Genomic DNA, 18398 nt, shown 5'->3' on the forward strand with positions numbered 1-18398 from the left:
TTATGAAGAAAGAAGAGAGAATGGCCAAAGAAATTTCAGAGCAACTTGGGGGAGTAAAAAATATTCGTGGCATTGCTCATTGTATGACAAGGTTACGATTAACGCTTCATGATGAAAGTAAAGTGAATATGGACCTTTTGAAAAAGGTTGAAGGCGTTATGGGGGTCATTGAAGATGAAACGCTTCAAGTTGTCGTTGGTCCAGGGACAGTAAATAAAGTAGCAGCTGAGATGGAAGGTTTAACGGGACTGCGAATTGGTGAGGTGGCAGATCATCACCTTGAAGACCTTGGGCAAGAGATGAAGTCAGAGATTAAAAAGAAAAATAATACACCAGTGAAAAACTTTTTACGAAAAATAGGAAGCATTTTCATTCCGTTAATTCCGGGTCTTGTTGCATCGGGAATTATAAACGGGGTTGCTAACTTTGCGAAAAACGCAGGTGCTGATCCGAATGCAACATGGCTACAAATGTTACTACTTATTGGTGGCGGTATCTTCACATTCTTAGGCATTTTAGTCGGCTGGAATACAGCGAAAGAGTTTGGCGGGACACCGGTTCTTGGGGCAATTGCTGGTATTTTAATTTTTAATCCAGCGATGGCGACTGTAAAATTATTCGGTGAAGCACTCGTACCCGGACGGGGCGGATTGTTTGCAGTTATTTTTGCAGCATGGCTTATGGTTGTAGTGGAAAGACAAGTTCGAAAAGCGGTGCCAAATGCAGTTGATATTATCGTGACACCACTCATTACTGTGTTAGTCGTAAGTATCGTAACGATGTTAGCAATTCAGCCAGTTGCAGGTTTCTTATCGGAAGGAATTACAAGCGGAATTAATGGTATTTTAAATATTGGCGGCGCGTTTGCTGGAGCAGTGCTTGCCGGAACATTTTTACCGCTCGTTATGGTCGGATTACACCACGGTTTAACACCGATTCATATGGAGTTTATTAATCAAACGCATGTAACACCTTTATTACCAGTACTAGCAATGGCTGGGGCTGGTCAAGTAGGCGCAGCCATTGCGATTTTTGTAAAAACAAAAAACAAACGACTTCGTAACGTAATTAAAGGTGCATTACCAGTTGGTTTTTTAGGAATTGGCGAACCGTTATTATACGGGGTTACATTACCACTTGGGAAACCGTTTCTTACCGCTTGTTTAGGAGCAGCTGTCGGTGGTGCATTCCAAGCAGTTATGAAAACAGCCGCACTCGGAATTGGCGTATCAGGATTATCATTAATTCCGTTAATTGCTGATAATAAATATTTATTATATTTCCTTGGATTAGTAGTGGCATATACGTTCGGATTCATCTTTACGTACTTCTTCGGATTTAAAGAAGAAATGGCAGAAAACATATAGAGAAAGGGATTCCTTTCTCTTTTTCTATTCATAGAAAGGGAGATTCATATGCTAGGAGTATCAATTTATCTTTCAAAAGAGCGAGTAAAGCAACAAGAAGAATGGCTAAAAGTAGCGAAGGAAAACGGGTTTTCATCTATTTTTACATCACTTCATATACCAGAAGATGATCCAAATACGTATAAAGAGTTAATTCAAATACTTGGGAAGCAGGCTCTTGAAAATGAAATGGAATTAATGGTCGATGTTTCTCCAAAATCGTTACACCATTTAGGAATGACGTACGAAAATGTCAAAGAGTTAGTAGACTGGGGTATTACTGGTTTGCGAATGGATTATGGCATCACGCCGAAAGAAATTGCACGCGTATCTCAGAAGATGAAGGTGGCTTTAAATGCGAGCACGATTACAGATTCATTTTGGAAAGAGTTACTTGCGGAAAATATACGAGTAGAGAATGTAGAAGCGTGGCATAATTTTTACCCGCGCCCAGAGACAGGACTAGCAAAGTTCTTCTTGCAAAAGCAAAATCAATATTTACATGAGTGCGGAATAAAAACGATGGCATTTATTTCAGGGGATGGGGAGAAACGGGGCCCGTTATATGAAGGATTACCAACGTTAGAAAAGCACCGCAATATGCGCCCGCTTGAAGCGTATTTAGAACTTGTACAAGATTGTGGTGTCGATAAGGTGTTAATCGGGGATATAAGCGGAAGTCTAGAAAGTGTACAAGAGATAGCGAGTGCGAGTAGAGGGGTTATTCCGCTGCGCTACAAATCACTTATATCTGATAAAGAAGTATTAAAAATGGTAGAGCAAGTGCATACAAATCGATTAGATCCAGCTCGTGATGTCATTCGCTCTGTAGAATCAAGAGAAGGAAATAAAATTGTGTTACAGCCGATGCATACAATTGCAAGAAAGAAAGGCAGCATTACAATTGATAATGAATTGTACGGTAGATATGCTGGAGAGATGCAAATTGTTGTACATGATTTACTTGTAGATGAGAAAGTGAATGTTGTTGGAATGGTTGTGGAGGAAGACATATCTTTATTGCCGTATATTGATGCTGGGAAAAAGTTTCAACTTTTTCTATGTGATAGAGTAAAAGCTTGAATTAGCGCTATTTTGTAAAAGACATTATTCGTAAAAGGGATAATGTTTTTTGTTTTCTTTAAAAAAGTATTTGACGAATGAAATAAAATACAGTATTGTTTTGACTTGTGAATAAAAGTTCACTATAACAAAACAAAAAGGCGGGTTCAAAATGAATCAATACATTGGGAATTTAATTATTCGCATCGTGTTAGGAGTGACATTCTTTGCGCACGGTTTAACGAAGTTTCAATCAGGTATCGATAACGTAGCAGGATGGTTTACAAGCATCGGCTTACCAGGTGCTCTTGCATATGGCGTAGCAACAGCTGAATTAGTTGGTGGTATATTATTAATTATTGGTTTAGGCGTACGATATGTAGGATTGTTATTCGCTCTTATTTTAGCTGGAGCTATCGTAAAGGTAAATGGAGCAGCAGGATTATTAGGAGATGGAAAGAATCCAGGATATGAATTAGACCTTGCGTTATTATCAATGAGTGCGTATTTATTCGTTGTAAAAGCAGAAGGATATGTAGATTGTTTCTTAAAAGAGAAAGTAATGAAAACGAAGTAGACTTTATTTATAAATTGTTGACTTGAAGGATTGTTGTAACTATAATGATTACATTTTATAGATTAAGAATAAAACAATGTAACTATTTTTTTACACAAGATGTAACTGTAACTAAAATAGTTACATCTTGTGTAAAAAATAAATAAAACGGGAGGAAGTAATATGCCTAAATCAAATTTAGAAATGATTCAAAGCACGTATGAAGGATCAGCTTCTTCGAATACAAAACATTTAGTAGAAGCCCTCTCTGAAAAAGCAGAATGGACAGAGGCAGAAGGGTTCCCTTACGGGGGAACTTATATAGGTGTAGAAGCAATAATGGAAAATGTATTTAGTCGTTTAGGATCAGAATGGGATGATTATAAAGCGAGTGTAAATATGTACCATGAAGTAAACGGAAAAGATGTAATTATTGCTGAAGGTGTTTATTCGGGAGTTTATAAAGAAACGGGAAAATTATTTGAAGCAGATTTCGTTCACATATGGCAGTTCGAGAATGGGAAAATTGTAAAATTCAAGCAATATGTGGATAGTTATATTGTACGAGAAGCAATGAAGGTTTAAAATGAAATAAGGAAACAAATGGAATCGACTGTGTGCAGGCGATTCCATTTGTTTATGTGATTATTAGGGGAATGGGGAGTACATAATATGAAAAAATGGATTATAGGGACAATTACAATGATTGTAATTGCGATAGGGGCTGTATTCGGTGTTACTAAACTTCTTAATTATATAGAGGAAGAGGAGAATAGTCTTAAAACACAAAAAGTGATGAGCCAACAGGACAAGAAAGTTGCGGAAGAGAAGCCACAATTTAGTGAGGATGAAATTATTTCTACCATGCATAGGATGGTACATCAAAAAGTGAAATCCTCTGAAAAATGGGGATTTATTGAAATGACAAATAAGGAAATTCGTAGTGCGAAGACCGCAGTAGAAAGCAGTACAAATTTTAAACATAAGTCAAAGCTACTTGCCACTTTAGAGCGCTGGGAGAAAGGGGATTTTTCACAAACGGTTGAGGAGCATAACTTTTTGTGGGAAATTCAAGGTGGTGATACTGGAAAGGCAACAGAACGTTTATCGCCAGAAGAAGAAAAGCAGTATGTGAAAGAAATGAAACGTAAATAAAAACATCGCCACTAGGGTGGCGATGTTTTTTGATTAAGAATGTTTTCGCAGTAAAGCTCTAGTCGGCTGAACAGCAACAGTTTTGAAATGAGAAAATAAATAGCACCCTGTTACGACGATCGTTGTCCCTAAAATTTGTATCCATGTTAGTTCTTCACCGAGGAAAAAGAATGCTAAGATCGCTGTGAAAATCGGATTGAAGTTTAGAAAAATCCCCGACGTTGTAGCTCCTAATTTTTGCACGCCAATATTCCAAAACACCATACAAAGAACTGTGGAAATGAGTCCTGTATATAAAAGTGATGTGATGAAAGAAGTATTTATATTTGTAACAGTGAAGCTTCCTATGTTAAATGGCAGTAATAAAATAACACCGAAAATACCAGAGTATAACGTCGCCATAAGTGGCGTCGTTGTTTTTGTTGCCCATTTACTACAAACAGAATAGATTCCCCAAATACAAACAGCCGCAACCATCCATAAATCCCCGCTATTAAAATGTAGTGAAAATAAAAGTGCAAAGTTACCTTTTAATAGGACGAGGATAACCCCGAAGAATGAAAGAATCATAGATAAAATTTGAAGTGTATTTACTTTTTCTTTTAAAAATAATACTGAAAATAGTGCAATTGAAATTGCGTTCAATGTAGAAATAAGCCCTACATTCGTTGCGGATGTTTTTTCTAATGCTAAAAATTGAAAGATGTTAAAAAGAGCAACCCCTGAAATCCCCATCAGTATTAACGGAAGTATTGCAGCACGAGGCGGAATGATTTTCTTTTCTTTAAACCAAACCATTGGTAATAAACAAACGATTGCAATCATCCATCTTAAACTTGTCAGTGTCATTGGAGACGCGTGATCGACGAGTGATTTTCCAACGACAAAGTTGCCTCCCCATAATAAGCTCGTTAGTAATAATAAAAAGACATAAAAATAAGGCATGTTAAAATCCCCTTTGTTGTAATCAATGTGAATTGTAAATAATTTTAGCATTTTTCTTTATTGTGTAATATATTCTTTTGTATAATGATAAAAACTCGATAAAATGTTTAGTTGAAAATGATTTTAATGAAAAAATGTTCGGTTTCATAGAGAGTATAAGGTGTTTTTTCGAATAATCATCGGTAAGAAAAAAGGGGGAAATTGTAATGGAGTCGTCTGTTATTAAAGTGTTAGATGATTTAGATGTACAAATTTTAGATATATTGCAGAAGGAGTCACAAGTAAGTAATGCAGAGCTAGCACGTCGCGTTAATTTATCACCAGCTGCGATGCATGCAAGAATAAAAAGGTTAGATGGAGAAGGGTTCATTGATAAGCAAGTAGCCATTTTAAATCAAGAAAAGCTTGGTTTTGATTTGTTATGCTTCATTTTTATGAGTACGAATATTCATCAATCGGATAAACTTGAGGTGTTGGAGAAAGAATTAGAATCGATGCCGGAAGTGTTAGAATGTCACTGTTTAACAGGAGAGTATGATTATTTACTAAAGGTTGCAAATCGTGATCGTAAGGAGCTGGAGCAGTTTATTAGAAAGCTGAATAAGCTTGGTATTACACGTATACAGACGAGCTTAGCACTGCGTGAAATTAAATATTCGACGGTATTACCGATACGAAATGAGGAACCGAGCAGTGATTAGATTGCTCGGTTTTTTGTTTGTATAAATTGATTGACGAGGAGAAAAGAGAGAGGTATTATTATATAAAATTATGAATTAAAATTCATTTAAAGTTATAAATATTAATCTTGGGGCAAGGGGATAGAATATGAAAATCTTTAATGCAGTCACAAGTGATGTGAAAGAAATTTATAATCTCATTGAAATTTACGCAAAAGAGGGAGTTGTTTTACCGCGTTCTTTGTTGTCTCTCTATCAATATTTGCAATGTTTATATGTTATGAAAGCAGACGGGGAAATTGTTGGAGTTGCTGGATTACATGTATTAGGGGAAGACCTTGCAGAAGTACGATCTTTAGTTGTTTCGCATACATATGCAGGAAAAGGAATCGGGCGTATGTTAGTGAACCATGTAATAAATGAGGCAGCGAAGATAAAAGTGAGTAGAGTCATTTCTTTAACGTATGAAACGGAATTTTTTCAAAAATGCGGGTTTGATTTTGTGAATAGAGAGGCATTGCCTGAGAAAGTATGGATTGATTGTAGGCATTGTCCAAAGGTTGATTATTGTGATGAAGTGGCGATGATTCGGTATGTTGGGTGAAATTTTCAGATAGAAAAAGTCCCACTATTATTTACGTAATAGTGGGCATCTATGTTTTAGGGGAAATTAAGAACTTGAATTAGTTTTTCTTACTGCAAAATTAAAAATGGGATTTTTAAGTTCATAGTTATAAGTAGAACCATCGACAAGCCCTACAACTTTATCGCTATCGTAAAGATCAAGCATAAATTGTGCCATTTGTTCTGCAGTGTGGAATTGCGGTACAACATTATCGTATTGGAACTCATCAATATCAAATGAGCGTTTCGCAAATTCTGTCTCAGTTGCAGCAGGAGCTAAAACTTTTGCTTGCAGTTTTGCACCTTGTTCTTTCAATTCGTGAGATAAACCTTCTGTAAATGCACTTACATAGAATTTCGTAGCACAGTACGTAACAGCATTAGCAACAATCGTGTACCCGCCGCCCGATGAAACGTTAATAAGTTGTGTGCCATCAACCATGGAATAATCTCGAACGAAAAGAGAAGAGAGTATCGTTAATGCTTCTATATTTACATGTAACATCGTTTCGATTTTATTTAAATTTTGTTCAGCAATTGAGGCGAAATTACCAAAACCTGCGTTATTAATCCACGTTTCAATTTGAAAATTTTGTAGACCTTCATAAAGCTTATAAACATTTTCTGTGATGGATAAATCCGTTCTTCGAATGACAACGTCCAATTCTGGATTCATTTCGTTAATTTTTAATTTTAATCCCTCTAATTTTTCTTGTCTTCTAGCTACAAGTATTAAGTTCTTTCCGCGAGATGCAAAGGCTAAAGCTGCTTCATAACCGATTCCAGAACTTGCACCAGTAATAACAGTGTATTTCATATAAAATCCCCCTAAGTTCAAATTAATTTATGGTTAGATTGTATTTGTTAGAGTATACTCTAAGTCAAATGTTTTTTATAAATTTGATAAGGCCGTAAAATATATAAGGGTAAGCATATGGAGGGAGTTAGAGTATGTACACAATTAGCGAGGTAGCTAAATTATTAGGAGTGAGCACGCATACACTACGTTATTATGAAAAGGAAAATATATTAATTGCAAATCGCGATACAAATGGAAATCGACTTTATGAAGAGTCACATATAAAGTGGCTGCAGTTTGTAATGAAATTAAAACAAACGCAAATGCCAATAGCGAAAATAAGAGAATACGCTAGATTATATTTAGAAGGGGAGCATACAACTGAAGCTCGTTTGCAATTGCTAGAAAATCATAAAACATCTATTCAAACTCAAAGAGAAAACTTAGTAATTACAGAGAAGGTGCTGGAGGATAAAATTGTTGCATACAAAGCCTCTTTGGAAAATAAATAGAAAACATCATTCGATCTTTAGTTATATGATAAAAATGGATTTGATCTAGGAGTATTCCATCATGGTGGACCTGCAAATAAAGACGAGCAGCTAGCAAAAGCTAACTGCTCGATAAATTGGATTTGAAAATTTAGTATGTATATTTTTATAGTTGAATAAATGATTGTTATTTTTATTAAACTGGGTCCAAAAGGAATATTATAGTAGATAAATCGCGATTTCCGGCATATAAGTTTATAAACAAAGAAGAGCCTGATATGGCTCTCAGGCTCTTCCCTCAATAGCAAAGAGTAAGTCTTTTAATTACTCTTCTCCTACATAATACATAATACGTATTTGAATGTGTAGAGCAAGAAATTCCAATATAATTATCCGAATATAGTGTTTAAAAATAAAAACTAGATATTTTAAATAAGGAATTAAATTACAAATGTTGATTTAATGCATAATAGAGACCCGTTTATATAAAGTGATGGTTAATAAAGTGATATTGCGATAATAAAATATGAAATATTGCATATCGAATTGTAGAATGAAAAAGTGAAAGTGGTAATTGAATATAAATGCTATTTTGGATCAAGTGAACATGCGATTGAATGGGATTATGAAAGATGAAAAATAAAAAGAGCAGGTAGCAAAAGCTAACTGCTCTATTCAAGGGATCTCTCCAAGGGGGAATGGAGAAAATATTATGTTACTAGCAGTATTGACAGATTATTAGGAAATATACAAATCGGATGAAAGAAATTTTAAATAAACTTTCGGCATTGACAGTTTTTAAAATATTTTTGTACAATACTTATGAATGACATTCAGTCATTTTCTGTAGGAGTATGTAGTTAGCTTGGAAGTGGAACAAATATAATGGTAAATGAGGATGATAGTTGTTTATATATAGTAGTGATTAAGGAGTATATTTTTTTAAGATAAAAATGACTGATAGACAGTCATAAGAGGTGAGAGGTATGAAAAATAAAGCTTGGTTATATGTCATATTAACATGTATCTTTGAAGTTTTTTGGGTGTTTGGCTTTAATACAGCCGATACTTGGTGGCATTGGATTATTATTTTAGGAGTTATCGCTGTTGATTTTCACTTCCTTTCTAAAGCGTGTGAACATCTTGCAACAGGAACTGTATATGCTGTTTTCGCTGGAGCTGGTACGGTAGGTACTTTCTTAATGGATGTATTTCTTTTCGGCGGCAGTTTCAGTGTAGGGAAATTATTCTTTATCGTGATGGTTGTAGCTGGCGTTATCGGTTTAAAGCTAGCTGATAATAAAGAAGAAACGATGGAAGGAGCTGCTTAAAGATGGGTTGGTTTTTCGTATTTTGTGCTGCAATTAGTGAAATAGTCGGTGTGATCGGTCTAAAAATGTATAGTAAAGATAAAACGTTAGCAAATGGAGCACTTTATATAGGTGGCTTTGCAACTTCCTTCGCATTCTTATATACATCTTTCTTATTTTTACAAGTAAGTGTCGCGTATGCGGTTTGGATTGGTATTGGAACAGCAGGTGCCGTTTTATTAAACATGTTCCTGTTTGGTGAATCGAAAAGTAAGGCACGTATTATTAGTGTGGCTCTTATTGTATGTGGTGTGACAGGATTAAAGGCTCTTTCGTAAAGATATACTGTATCTCCTAACAAGTCAGTCGTTAGGGGATTTTTATTATAAAAAGTGCACCATAATTGACAGTACAGCTAGTTATTTTATAAAATGAGTGACAGTCATTCAATATGTGTGTGAAAGGGTTTAGATGATGAATAAAAAAGAAAAAATTGTCTATGCAGCTATTGAAGTGTTTCAGGAAAAGGGCGTTGAAAAAACGAAGATTTCTGATATCGTGAAACTGGCTGGCATTGCACAAGGAACTTTCTATTTATATTTTCCTTCTAAGTTATCCGTTATGCCTGCAATAGCAGAAGTGATGGTTGAAAAAATGATACTTGCAGTAAAGGAAAAAGTGCAGAACGATGCACCTTTTTCAAGTAAAGTGACGCAAGTAATAGATGCGGTGTTTAACTTCATAGCGGAATATCGTGAAATACAAGCTTTAATGTATGCGGGTCTTGCATCTACTGAACATATAAAAGAATGGGAAGCTGTGTATGAGCCTCTTTATATGTGGTTAAGTGAATTTTTAAGTGAGGCGAAAGAAGCTGGTGAAATTCGTGATTCGGTTCATGCAGAGCGAACAGCGAAGTTATTTATCGCTCTTGTTGAATCAGCAGCGGAACAAGTTTATTTATATGATCATAAAGATGATGAGCAAGTGGATTTACAAAAGGCAGAAGTACTAGATTTTTTAACACATGCACTACATATAAAGAAATAGTAAGATGAACCTGTCTGAAAAGGTAGGTTCATTTTTGAGGAAAACTGAATGATAGTCATTCACCTAATGTGTATGTGTGGAAGGGTAGAGTGAAATTCTAACGAGTAGGGGGCATCTCCACTCATGATTAGCCCACAAATAGAAGGATAAAGAAAAAGCTTCTTGGGCATTATTTTTTGATAGGAACTTACGGGAAGAGGTGTTAAAACGTGAAGAAACCGATAAAAGAACAAAAGATGGTATTGGTCATTCTTTTGAGTAATATATTTATCGCTTTTTTAGGGATTGGATTAATCATTCCGGTTATGCCGTCCTTTATGAATGATATGAATTTAACAGGGAAGACGATGGGGTATCTTGTTGCAGTGTTTGCGATGGCTCAGCTCATTACGTCACCTATTACAGGTCGGTGGGTTGACCTTTATGGTAGGAAAAAAATGATAATCATTGGATTATTTGTTTTTGGTGTTTCAGAGCTTCTGTTTGGATTAGGAAAAGATGTGTGGATGCTCTATGCAGCGAGGATGTTAGGCGGAATTAGTGCCGCGTTTATTATGCCTGGTGTTACGGCATATGTTGCGGATATTACATCTATTCAGGAACGTCCAAAGGCGATGGGATATTTATCTGCGGCTATTAGTACTGGATTTATTATTGGACCTGGAATCGGTGGGTTTATTGCAGAATACGGTATACGTGTGCCGTTCTTCGTAGCAGCAATTATAGCATTTGTAGCATGTGTGATTTCGATCTTTATTTTGAAAGAGCCGTTAACGAAAGAAGAGCTTGCAGAAATTTCTTCTAATACGAAAGAATCAAGCTTTATTGGAGATTTAAAGAAATCATTAAACCCAATGTATGCAATCGCATTTATTATTGTATTTGTACTCGCATTTGGTTTATCAGCATATGAAACGGTATTTAGTCTGTTTTCTGATCATAAATTTGGTTTCACGCCGAAAGATATTGCTGCGATTATTACGATTAGTTCCATCTTTGGGGTAGTGGTGCAAGTATTTATGTTTGGAAAATTAGTAGACATATTTGGTGAAAAAGTGTTAATTCAAATATGTTTAATTGTAGGAGCAGTGTTAGCGTTCGTATCAACTGTAGTCTTTAATTATTGGATTGTACTTCTCGTTACTTGCTTCATTTTCTTAGCATTCGATTTACTTCGTCCCGCTTTAACGACGTTTTTATCAAAAGCAGCTGGAAAAGAGCAAGGATTCGTTGCTGGTATGAACTCGACGTATACGAGTTTAGGAAATATCGCAGGACCAGCGATGGGCGGAATATTATTTGATATGAATATTCATTATCCATATGCATTTTCAGGCGTTGTTTTAATAGTTGGTCTCGCTATTACATTTATGTGGAGAGAAAAACAGCTAGCTGAAAGTTTTGCGAAGTAATAAAACCCCTTACGACGGTAAGGGGTTTTTGTTTTATTCTGATTAAAGTTTCATTTTATAAACTTAATCCAAACCGTTTTAATTCAATAAAAATCCCCTCTAATTGCTTTCCTTTATCCGTTAATGTGTACTCTACACGAGGCGGAACTTCCGGATATACTTTTCTCGTTATAATGCCTTGAGCTTCTAATTCTTTTAGTCGAAGCGATAATGTTTTCGGACTAATGCCGTCCATTGATTTTTGTAAATCACTAAAGCGTAATGTTCCTTCGATAAGAAGGTCACGGATGATTAAAAACGTCCATTTTGTACTAATTACATCAAGGGTTTTAGCGATAGGACAAGGTATGCCAGGTAAACCTTTCGTTAATCCAACTGGATCTATATTGTTCATGGAACTAGCCTCCATAAAATTTTTTTGTATGAATTTGCTTTATAGTATCACAAAACTATAATTTTGGTAACTATATGAAAAAAATATCACTACTTCCGTAAAGGAAGTTAATGCATATACAATAGCAATACGAAACACAAAGGATTTATATAAGGAGGTGGTGATTTCCATGGGGATAAAAAGGTTATTTGGATTTCTTAGTTTGTTTGTTATTTGTATTGTGCTTGTAGCATGTGGTGTAGAAGAAAAAACTGAAGTTCAGTTATTAAAAGAAATGCCAAAGGCAAAAACAATGACAATCGATCCTTCACTAAGTAAAATGGAAGCGACCGAAATGGTTCATGCAGCGCAGCGTTTTTATGCATTTTGGGATACAGGTAAGGAGGAACTTATTCCGCAGACTGTTACTGAAAATTTTTTTGATAATACATTGCCGAAAGGGCGACCACAAGGCATTGAAGGGTTAAAGTTTGCAGCGCAAAATTTTCGTAAAGTCGTTCCTAATATACATTGCGAGATTGAAGATTTATTAGTTGTTGGTGATAAAGTAACAGCCCGTCTTTCTTTTACAGGAACGCATAATGGTAAGAAAATCAATTTTTTTGCCATTGATATTTTACATGTAAAAGACGGAAAGATAACGGAAGATTGGCATTTAGAAGATAATCTTACACTACAGCAGCAACTCGGCTTAATAGCTGAAGAGTAGATCATATAGGGGAGAGAAAAGCGATGAAAAATATATTTATTATAAATGGACATGAAAAATACGGTACAAAGGAAGGACGATTAAATAAAACGTTAGTAGATTATATGGTTACTGTATTAAGCGAGAGCCATCATGTGAAAACAACAACGATTCAAGATGGATACAATATAAAAGAAGAACAAGATAAATTTTTATGGGCTGATGTTGTGATTTATCAAACACCGATTTATTGGTTTAGTGTTCCAGGATTATTTAAAACGTATATGGATGAAGTGTATGAATACGGTTTGTTCTTTAAAGGTGCAGATGAATATGGAACAGGTGGTTTATTAACAGAGAAAGAGTATATGTTCTCTACAACTTGGAATGCACCTGAAAATTCATTTGGAGATAAGACGAAGTTCTTTGAAGGGGAAAGTCTAGAATCAACGCTTAGTCATTTACACCGCGTGCAGAAGTTTCTTGGGATGAGTCCGTTAAAGAGTTTTGCTTGTTATGATGTGGTGAAGAATCCGGATATTGAGCAGTTTTTATTAAACTTGAAAGATCACTTAGATGAAGTAATTAAATAATATTTTATATCTGTATATGAAGAAGGTACTACTAAGGATGTAGTACCTTCTCTTTTATGAAATACGTTGAAAATCTTTACTTATACAGGACTGCTTTAGTTTTTTTGATTGGATTAAATGTTTAATATCAGAGATGTTATCGTATGAAAGTTGAGTATGATAATAGTTAATGTACTCAAGTAATGCAAAAATATAAATAAATAGAGTGAATGATAGCCCACCTAAAGGTAAGTAAGGATACCAAATTACAAAATCAATAGTAAACGTAATAAATCCTGTGATAATTAATGCAATATTTATCTTTTTAAGTATTTTTAAATATTGAATCATCCTAATAGGCGTAACAGATGTTTTCTCTTTTTTTAGTCGTTTCCACTTTACGTACCAGTAAATTATTCCTTGTAATAAGATAAACTCTAAAAGAAGAAATGAGACCCAAAAAGAATATAGGGAATATAAATGTAACGTAGGATAAGCATAATTAAGTAAGTAACTTGTGAAAATAAAAGTAATGACTGAAAATAACTCACCTGTGTATAGATAGGAAAGTCTTTTTTCTAGGGTGCGTTTCATGGTTTCTCTCCTTTTATAATGACTCGCATTTTAATACGTGGATGGCTGTATCCATAACTTCGCAAAATTCGCCCAACCGAATGAATCAATTGTTACATTTTTTAAAGCAGAGGGATATGTTTTTCTTTTTAAAACGTGATAGTTAAATAAAATGATGTGTTCTGTTTGTAAAAATTCTTCGATCTCATACATGAGTTCATAACGTTTTTCTTTATTTTCTTCTAGTAAAAATGTATCTAGCAAACAGTTAATTTGTTTTTCATAGTGTGGGTCCATGAACCGGCTTACGAAGCAACTTTTATTTTTAAATACATTTAAGAATGCAATTTCATGATCGGTAGCAAACACTTCTCCCATTAAAATAATATCGGCATGTTGATCGATAGTACGATCCATATAGTCTGAAACGAGAAATGGGTGGAGTTCTACTTGTATACCTAAACGTTCACAATGCTCTTTTAGGAAATCTGCATCATTTGCACTATCTTTAAATGCGAAGAAATAAATATGTATCGTCTCTCCATTATAGGTGCTCTTTTTCAAATATTCTTTCGCCTTTTCTAAAGAGGAAGATCTCTTCTGGGCTTGGCGACTTTTTTCAGGGAAAAAGCTCGAAGCAGCAATTGTTCGTCTGCCTTCTATGTTACGAAGTATCGTTTCAACATCATATATTTCTCTCCAAGCTTTACGAAAATAAATGTCATGATGTGGACCAGATTTTGTAAAGTTGAACCCAGCATAAACGCAGCCTATTTCTTCTATTTGTATGTCGTGTCTGTCATCTTCCTCTTCATTTGGCAGCTCATAGTCAGAATCTACTTGCACATGATCAGGAATACCCCAAAATTCAATACGGTCTAATAATGCACGCTCTTTAAAATAATGGATGAATGCTTCGAGTACGATATTATCTTCAGAGTAATGAGCAAGTTTGAAAGGTCCAGTACCGATGTAGTGGTGATTTTGAATACTCGCATCAAGCGGTAAAATTGCTAGTTGCATGGAACTCACGTAATGTAAGAAAAAAAGGTTGGGTTTTGCTAAATGGAATCGAATTTGCAGTGGTGATGGTGTTTCAATTTGAACAATCTCTTCTGTTAACCATTCGAAAGGAGAGTGAACTTGCTTTAATCTTTCAAATGAAAATTGAACATCTTTAGAAGTTAAAACTGTTTCGTTATGAAAATGTACATCTTTTCGTAAATAGAACGTCCATGTAAGCCCGTCTTCACTTAATTCCCACGTATGTGCAATGTGCGGTTCCATTTTTTCGGTAATATCGTTATAAACGACTAATGTATCAAAAATTTGACTCGTAAGATGGCTCTCTGTTGTAACAGCCGCAAAAGCGGGATCCAGCGGCATTACTTTTCTTGATATTGGAATTTTTAAAATGTCGTACATATCATTTGAAGGTTCATAGCCAAAATGATGATGGAGTTTACCTTCAATGTTTTTATGAAGTGTAGAAGGCAGGGGCTCCTTTAAAAGGAGAAAGACATCCTTTAATTTTTCTTGTGCCAATAGTTCATCTGTATAGGATTCAACTGCTTCTATGAAACTATGTATAAATATAATTTCTGTTTTATTCCCACGACCTCTCCCTGGAGTCCAGCGAATGAATTGTTCTTCACTCATTTTCCTTAATAAAATTTTTACGTTTTTCGTACTGCAATATAAAATATCCGCTAATTCTTGTAAGCTATTTCGTATATGTTGTTGATCTTGTGCATGTAATCTTAAACGAATGTAATAGTCCATAATCTTCATGCGTATACACTACCTTCTTTCATAAAAGGGGAAACTCTTTAGAATATTCTAACCTTTTTCTTCCTCTTTTTCAAAGTAAAATAAGTAAGCATAAGGAGGGGGAAACAATGGGATTTTGGAGTATGCATCGAAATATAAAAATTAGAATTATAACTTCGTTTTTAACACGTACTGTGTCCACAATGATTTTTCCATTTATGGCGATTTACTTTTCAATCAAGTTAGGTAGTGCGCTTGCTGGTGCTTTATTGCTAATCAATGTGTTAGCTTCATTAATTATTGGTTTATATGGAGGGTATGTTGGGGATCGGCTCGGTCGTAAAAAAGTGATGATTATCGGCCAAAGTATACAAGTCGTTTCCATTGCTTGTATGGGGATTGCAATCTCAGATTATGTAGATTCCCCGTGGTTAACATTTGTGTTTATGTTAATGAATAGTTTAGGATCTGGACTTATGAATCCGGCGACAGAGGCAATGTTAATTGATGTGAGTACGCCTGAAAATCGAAAAGTGATGTACAGCATTAATTACTGGGCTATTAATTTATCGATTGCGATTGGAGCAATATTTGGCGGATTACTATTTGAGAACTATAGATTACAACTGTTTATCGTGTTAACGCTTGTTGCAGTTATTACTTTATATGTGATGGCTGTATATATGGAAGAAGTGTATGTAGCACGAAAAACAGTAGAAAAGAAAAGTGTGTTAAAAGATATGGCAGATAGTTATAAAGTTGTGATGAAAGACAGGGCATTTTTAGTTTTTTGTGTAGCGAGTATATGTACACTATCGTTAGAGTTTCAAATTAATAATTATTTAGGCGTTCGCTTGCAGAAGGAATTTGAAACGGTTCACTTTTTCTTCGGTAATGGTTTCACGTTTGATTTAACAGGAATTCGCATGCTGAGCTGGATTTCTGCAGAGAATACAATTTTAGTTGTGTTATGTTCAGCACTTCTTATTAAAATGCTGAAAAGCTTTAACGATTTGAAAATATTATATATAGGCTTATTCATTTATACAATTGGATTTACAATACTCGGAACGAGCAATAGTTTATGGATTTTATTAATGGCAGGGCTTTTCCAAACGGTAGGCGAGATGATGTATGTGCCAGTGCGTCAATCTATTATGGCAGATATGGTGCCAAACGAGGCGAGAGGTTCTTATATGGCGATTAACGGGATGGTCTTTCAATTTGCAAAAATGAATGGGGCATTAGGTATTATGCTAGGATCATTTCTTGCATCTTGGGGCATGAGTGCTCTGTACTTTATCGTTGGTATGAGCAGTATTTTATTATTTATGAAGGCGATAGGGAAAGAGAAGTATCAGGATGAACGGAATGTTTCTCAGATTGGATAAATTATATAAAAAGCGAACGAACTAGGATCGCTTTTTACATAATTATTAAAACGGATCAACGTCAGCTAAATTTGGGGCGTTGAAGGTGGAGTGTTGTTCATAATAGAATAGGGCTCCCATCTTTTTTATTTTTATGTGTGAAATCATTGTTTAACGTATGGATTGGAATGGTATAGTCATTTTCACTATATGAAAAATGACTATGAAAAGTGATAAGAAATTTTAGGATGAGAAAAGAGGCTGTTGTATACAGCCTCTTTTGTGTTAAAACGAGGAAATCCGTTTCTTCGTTTTTGGTACAATAATAAATCTGATCCAGAGTAACCCGGCAATCATAATGATAAGACTATGTAGTAATTGTCCTGTAGCAATGAGTACAACAGTTGAAAAAACAATTAATTGAATACTTATTAACATGAAAATTAAACTAAGAAATTGCTTCATTCTTTCTTCAGTACCAATCGGATATAATGCTACAATAATATTTCCCGAAAAATATTTCCACAGAGAGCGAAGCTGCATAGAAATCATATATAGGACGATATAAGCGATAGCACCTTTTACATATATATTTGGAACAAAATATAAGGCGAAGGCACCGATTAACCCTAAGCGAATATATATACCGAAATAATCATTCCCACGTAAAAATGCTAGTGTATGTAAATAGAAGAAAGTTGCTCGTTTTTTATGTAATAAAGGTTCAATCCAATTCGTAAGCCATTTTCTGCTGTTTACTTGTTTTTTTAGTTGCGGTACATCGGTGAAGATGCTCGCAAATTGATAAAAGCGTATGTCCATTTTTTCTTCTTGCTCGATTATGTAGTCCCACGGTATTCGTTTTGTCGGTTGTTTTTTTGTATATAGAAATAGGAAAGCGAGAAGTAAAAGTAATCCGCCTAATACGATTACATTTGCTGTATAAAACAGCATGTAAATAATGAGTGCGTTACAAATGAGACGAGTGATAAGCCATATATTTTTTTCATAACTATCACGCCACATCCAATGTGTGTATATATTCCAAGCTTTCGTGATCATTAAAACGATAAAGATTGTACATAAGAAAGGTACAGTTACTTGCAATGCTTGCATAGCAAGTGGAACGAGAATAAGGAACGTAAATAATAATGGGAACAGCTGAGTGATGTAATTATATAGAAGAGACTTTTTGAAATAAGAAGTTAACTTCTCTTCTAGTGCTAGTAAATAAACTGCGTCTGGTTTTTGAATAAATGTACGTATGGGACATCTCGATATAACCACGGTTAGGACGATTGTAATGAGCAATAAGGATACTTCTTTAGAAGGAGCTGTCTTAAGAAACTTTGCGTAATAGTAAGCACCTATACAGGAGACGAAGATAAAGCTATATAGTAAACCGTTAATCATACGTGCAAAGTATGTAATGATATTTTGAATATGTTGTTGGAAGCGACTGCTCCATAATGATTCGATTGACATGTTTTTCACCTCTTTGTTCTATTATATATGTTTTATAAAAGAAAAAACGAGCAAAT

21 protein-coding genes are annotated in these 18398 nt (G+C 34.9%); 15 read left to right on the forward strand and 6 right to left on the reverse strand.

Annotated elements, in window-relative coordinates; translation table 11 throughout:
- The first annotated feature begins 2 nt into the window (after window positions 1-2).
- From DN410_RS20835 to DN410_RS20855, 5 genes are all read left to right on the forward strand, one after another.
- Window positions 3-1367: a PTS transporter subunit EIIC gene (locus DN410_RS20835; protein WP_048567144.1), complete on the forward strand. Its 1365-nt coding sequence runs from the start codon at window positions 3-5 to the stop codon at window positions 1365-1367.
- 48 nt (window positions 1368-1415) lie between these two features.
- Complete coding sequence (locus tag DN410_RS20840) at window positions 1416-2489, forward strand: DUF871 domain-containing protein (protein WP_149177878.1); 1074 nt, start codon at window positions 1416-1418, stop codon at window positions 2487-2489.
- Between the two features lie 151 nt (window positions 2490-2640).
- On the forward strand, window positions 2641-3045 hold the full coding sequence (locus DN410_RS20845; RefSeq protein ID WP_149177879.1) for a DoxX family protein: 405 nt from the start codon (window positions 2641-2643) through the stop codon (window positions 3043-3045).
- Window positions 3046-3207: 162 nt separating this feature from the next.
- Window positions 3208-3609, forward strand: a complete 402-nt coding sequence (locus tag DN410_RS20850; RefSeq protein ID WP_149177880.1) for a nuclear transport factor 2 family protein — start codon at window positions 3208-3210, stop codon at window positions 3607-3609.
- Window positions 3610-3696: 87 nt separating this feature from the next.
- Window positions 3697-4179 carry a PRK06770 family protein gene (locus DN410_RS20855; protein WP_149177881.1) on the forward strand — a complete coding sequence of 161 codons (483 nt, stop codon included), beginning with the start codon at window positions 3697-3699 and terminating at the stop codon, window positions 4177-4179.
- A gap of 33 nt (window positions 4180-4212) precedes the next feature.
- Here DN410_RS20855 and DN410_RS20860 read toward each other — a convergent pair whose 3' ends face one another.
- Window positions 4213-5124, reverse strand: coding sequence for a DMT family transporter (locus DN410_RS20860; RefSeq protein ID WP_149177882.1), 912 nt, complete (start codon window positions 5122-5124; stop codon window positions 4213-4215).
- A 206-nt stretch (window positions 5125-5330) separates the two neighbouring features.
- On the opposite strand from DN410_RS20860, the gene DN410_RS20865 reads away from it, so the two are divergent.
- Together DN410_RS20865 and DN410_RS20870 are read left to right on the forward strand one after the other, a co-directional pair.
- Window positions 5331-5825 carry an Lrp/AsnC family transcriptional regulator gene (locus DN410_RS20865; protein ID WP_149177883.1) on the forward strand — a complete coding sequence of 165 codons (495 nt, stop codon included), beginning with the start codon at window positions 5331-5333 and terminating at the stop codon, window positions 5823-5825.
- A gap of 127 nt (window positions 5826-5952) precedes the next feature.
- Entirely contained in the window at window positions 5953-6408 is a 456-nt protein-coding gene (locus DN410_RS20870) for an N-acetyltransferase (protein ID WP_149177884.1), read from the forward strand.
- A 66-nt stretch (window positions 6409-6474) separates the two neighbouring features.
- Here the strand turns inward: DN410_RS20870 and DN410_RS20875 are convergent, their stop codons facing one another.
- Window positions 6475-7245: an SDR family NAD(P)-dependent oxidoreductase gene (locus DN410_RS20875; protein ID WP_149177885.1), complete on the reverse strand. Its 771-nt coding sequence runs from the start codon at window positions 7243-7245 to the stop codon at window positions 6475-6477.
- A gap of 134 nt (window positions 7246-7379) precedes the next feature.
- Between DN410_RS20875 and DN410_RS20880 the strand changes: the two genes are divergently transcribed.
- From DN410_RS20880 to DN410_RS20900, 5 genes are all read left to right on the forward strand, one after another.
- Complete coding sequence (locus tag DN410_RS20880) at window positions 7380-7739, forward strand: MerR family transcriptional regulator (protein ID WP_149177886.1); 360 nt, start codon at window positions 7380-7382, stop codon at window positions 7737-7739.
- 965 nt (window positions 7740-8704) lie between these two features.
- Window positions 8705-9049, forward strand: a complete 345-nt coding sequence (locus tag DN410_RS20885; protein ID WP_149177887.1) for a DMT family transporter — start codon at window positions 8705-8707, stop codon at window positions 9047-9049.
- Between the two features lie 2 nt (window positions 9050-9051).
- Entirely contained in the window at window positions 9052-9366 is a 315-nt protein-coding gene (locus tag DN410_RS20890) for a DMT family transporter (RefSeq protein WP_000539674.1), read from the forward strand.
- Window positions 9367-9499: 133 nt separating this feature from the next.
- Entirely contained in the window at window positions 9500-10078 is a 579-nt protein-coding gene (locus DN410_RS20895) for a TetR/AcrR family transcriptional regulator (protein ID WP_149177888.1), read from the forward strand.
- 209 nt (window positions 10079-10287) lie between these two features.
- Entirely contained in the window at window positions 10288-11490 is a 1203-nt protein-coding gene (locus tag DN410_RS20900) for an MFS transporter (protein WP_149177889.1), read from the forward strand.
- Window positions 11491-11545: 55 nt separating this feature from the next.
- Here the strand turns inward: DN410_RS20900 and DN410_RS20905 are convergent, their stop codons facing one another.
- Window positions 11546-11884 carry a winged helix-turn-helix transcriptional regulator gene (locus tag DN410_RS20905; protein WP_149177890.1) on the reverse strand — a complete coding sequence of 113 codons (339 nt, stop codon included), beginning with the start codon at window positions 11882-11884 and terminating at the stop codon, window positions 11546-11548.
- Between the two features lie 169 nt (window positions 11885-12053).
- Here DN410_RS20905 and DN410_RS20910 point away from each other — a divergent pair, with 169 nt between their 5' ends.
- Entirely contained in the window at window positions 12054-12593 is a 540-nt protein-coding gene (locus DN410_RS20910; RefSeq protein ID WP_149177891.1) for an ester cyclase, read from the forward strand.
- A gap of 23 nt (window positions 12594-12616) precedes the next feature.
- Entirely contained in the window at window positions 12617-13165 is a 549-nt protein-coding gene (locus tag DN410_RS20915; RefSeq protein ID WP_149177892.1) for an NAD(P)H-dependent oxidoreductase, read from the forward strand.
- Between the two features lie 54 nt (window positions 13166-13219).
- On the opposite strand, the gene DN410_RS20920 is transcribed toward DN410_RS20915, so the two are convergent.
- Window positions 13220-13738 carry a general stress protein gene (locus tag DN410_RS20920; RefSeq protein WP_149177893.1) on the reverse strand — a complete coding sequence of 173 codons (519 nt, stop codon included), beginning with the start codon at window positions 13736-13738 and terminating at the stop codon, window positions 13220-13222.
- A 30-nt stretch (window positions 13739-13768) separates the two neighbouring features.
- Entirely contained in the window at window positions 13769-15508 is a 1740-nt protein-coding gene (locus DN410_RS20925; protein ID WP_149177894.1) for an SgrR family transcriptional regulator, read from the reverse strand.
- Window positions 15509-15615: 107 nt separating this feature from the next.
- Here DN410_RS20925 and DN410_RS20930 point away from each other — a divergent pair, with 107 nt between their 5' ends.
- On the forward strand, window positions 15616-16878 hold the full coding sequence (locus DN410_RS20930; RefSeq protein WP_149177895.1) for an MDR family MFS transporter: 1263 nt from the start codon (window positions 15616-15618) through the stop codon (window positions 16876-16878).
- A gap of 264 nt (window positions 16879-17142) precedes the next feature.
- Here the strand turns inward: DN410_RS20930 and DN410_RS20935 are convergent, their stop codons facing one another.
- Window positions 17143-18342, reverse strand: coding sequence for an ABC transporter permease (locus DN410_RS20935; RefSeq protein WP_149177896.1), 1200 nt, complete (start codon window positions 18340-18342; stop codon window positions 17143-17145).
- Window positions 18343-18398 lie beyond the last annotated feature (56 nt).

The organism is Bacillus sp. SH5-2 (assembly GCF_008368905.1).
Lineage (GTDB): Bacteria > Bacillota > Bacilli > Bacillales > Bacillaceae_G > Bacillus_A > Bacillus_A luti.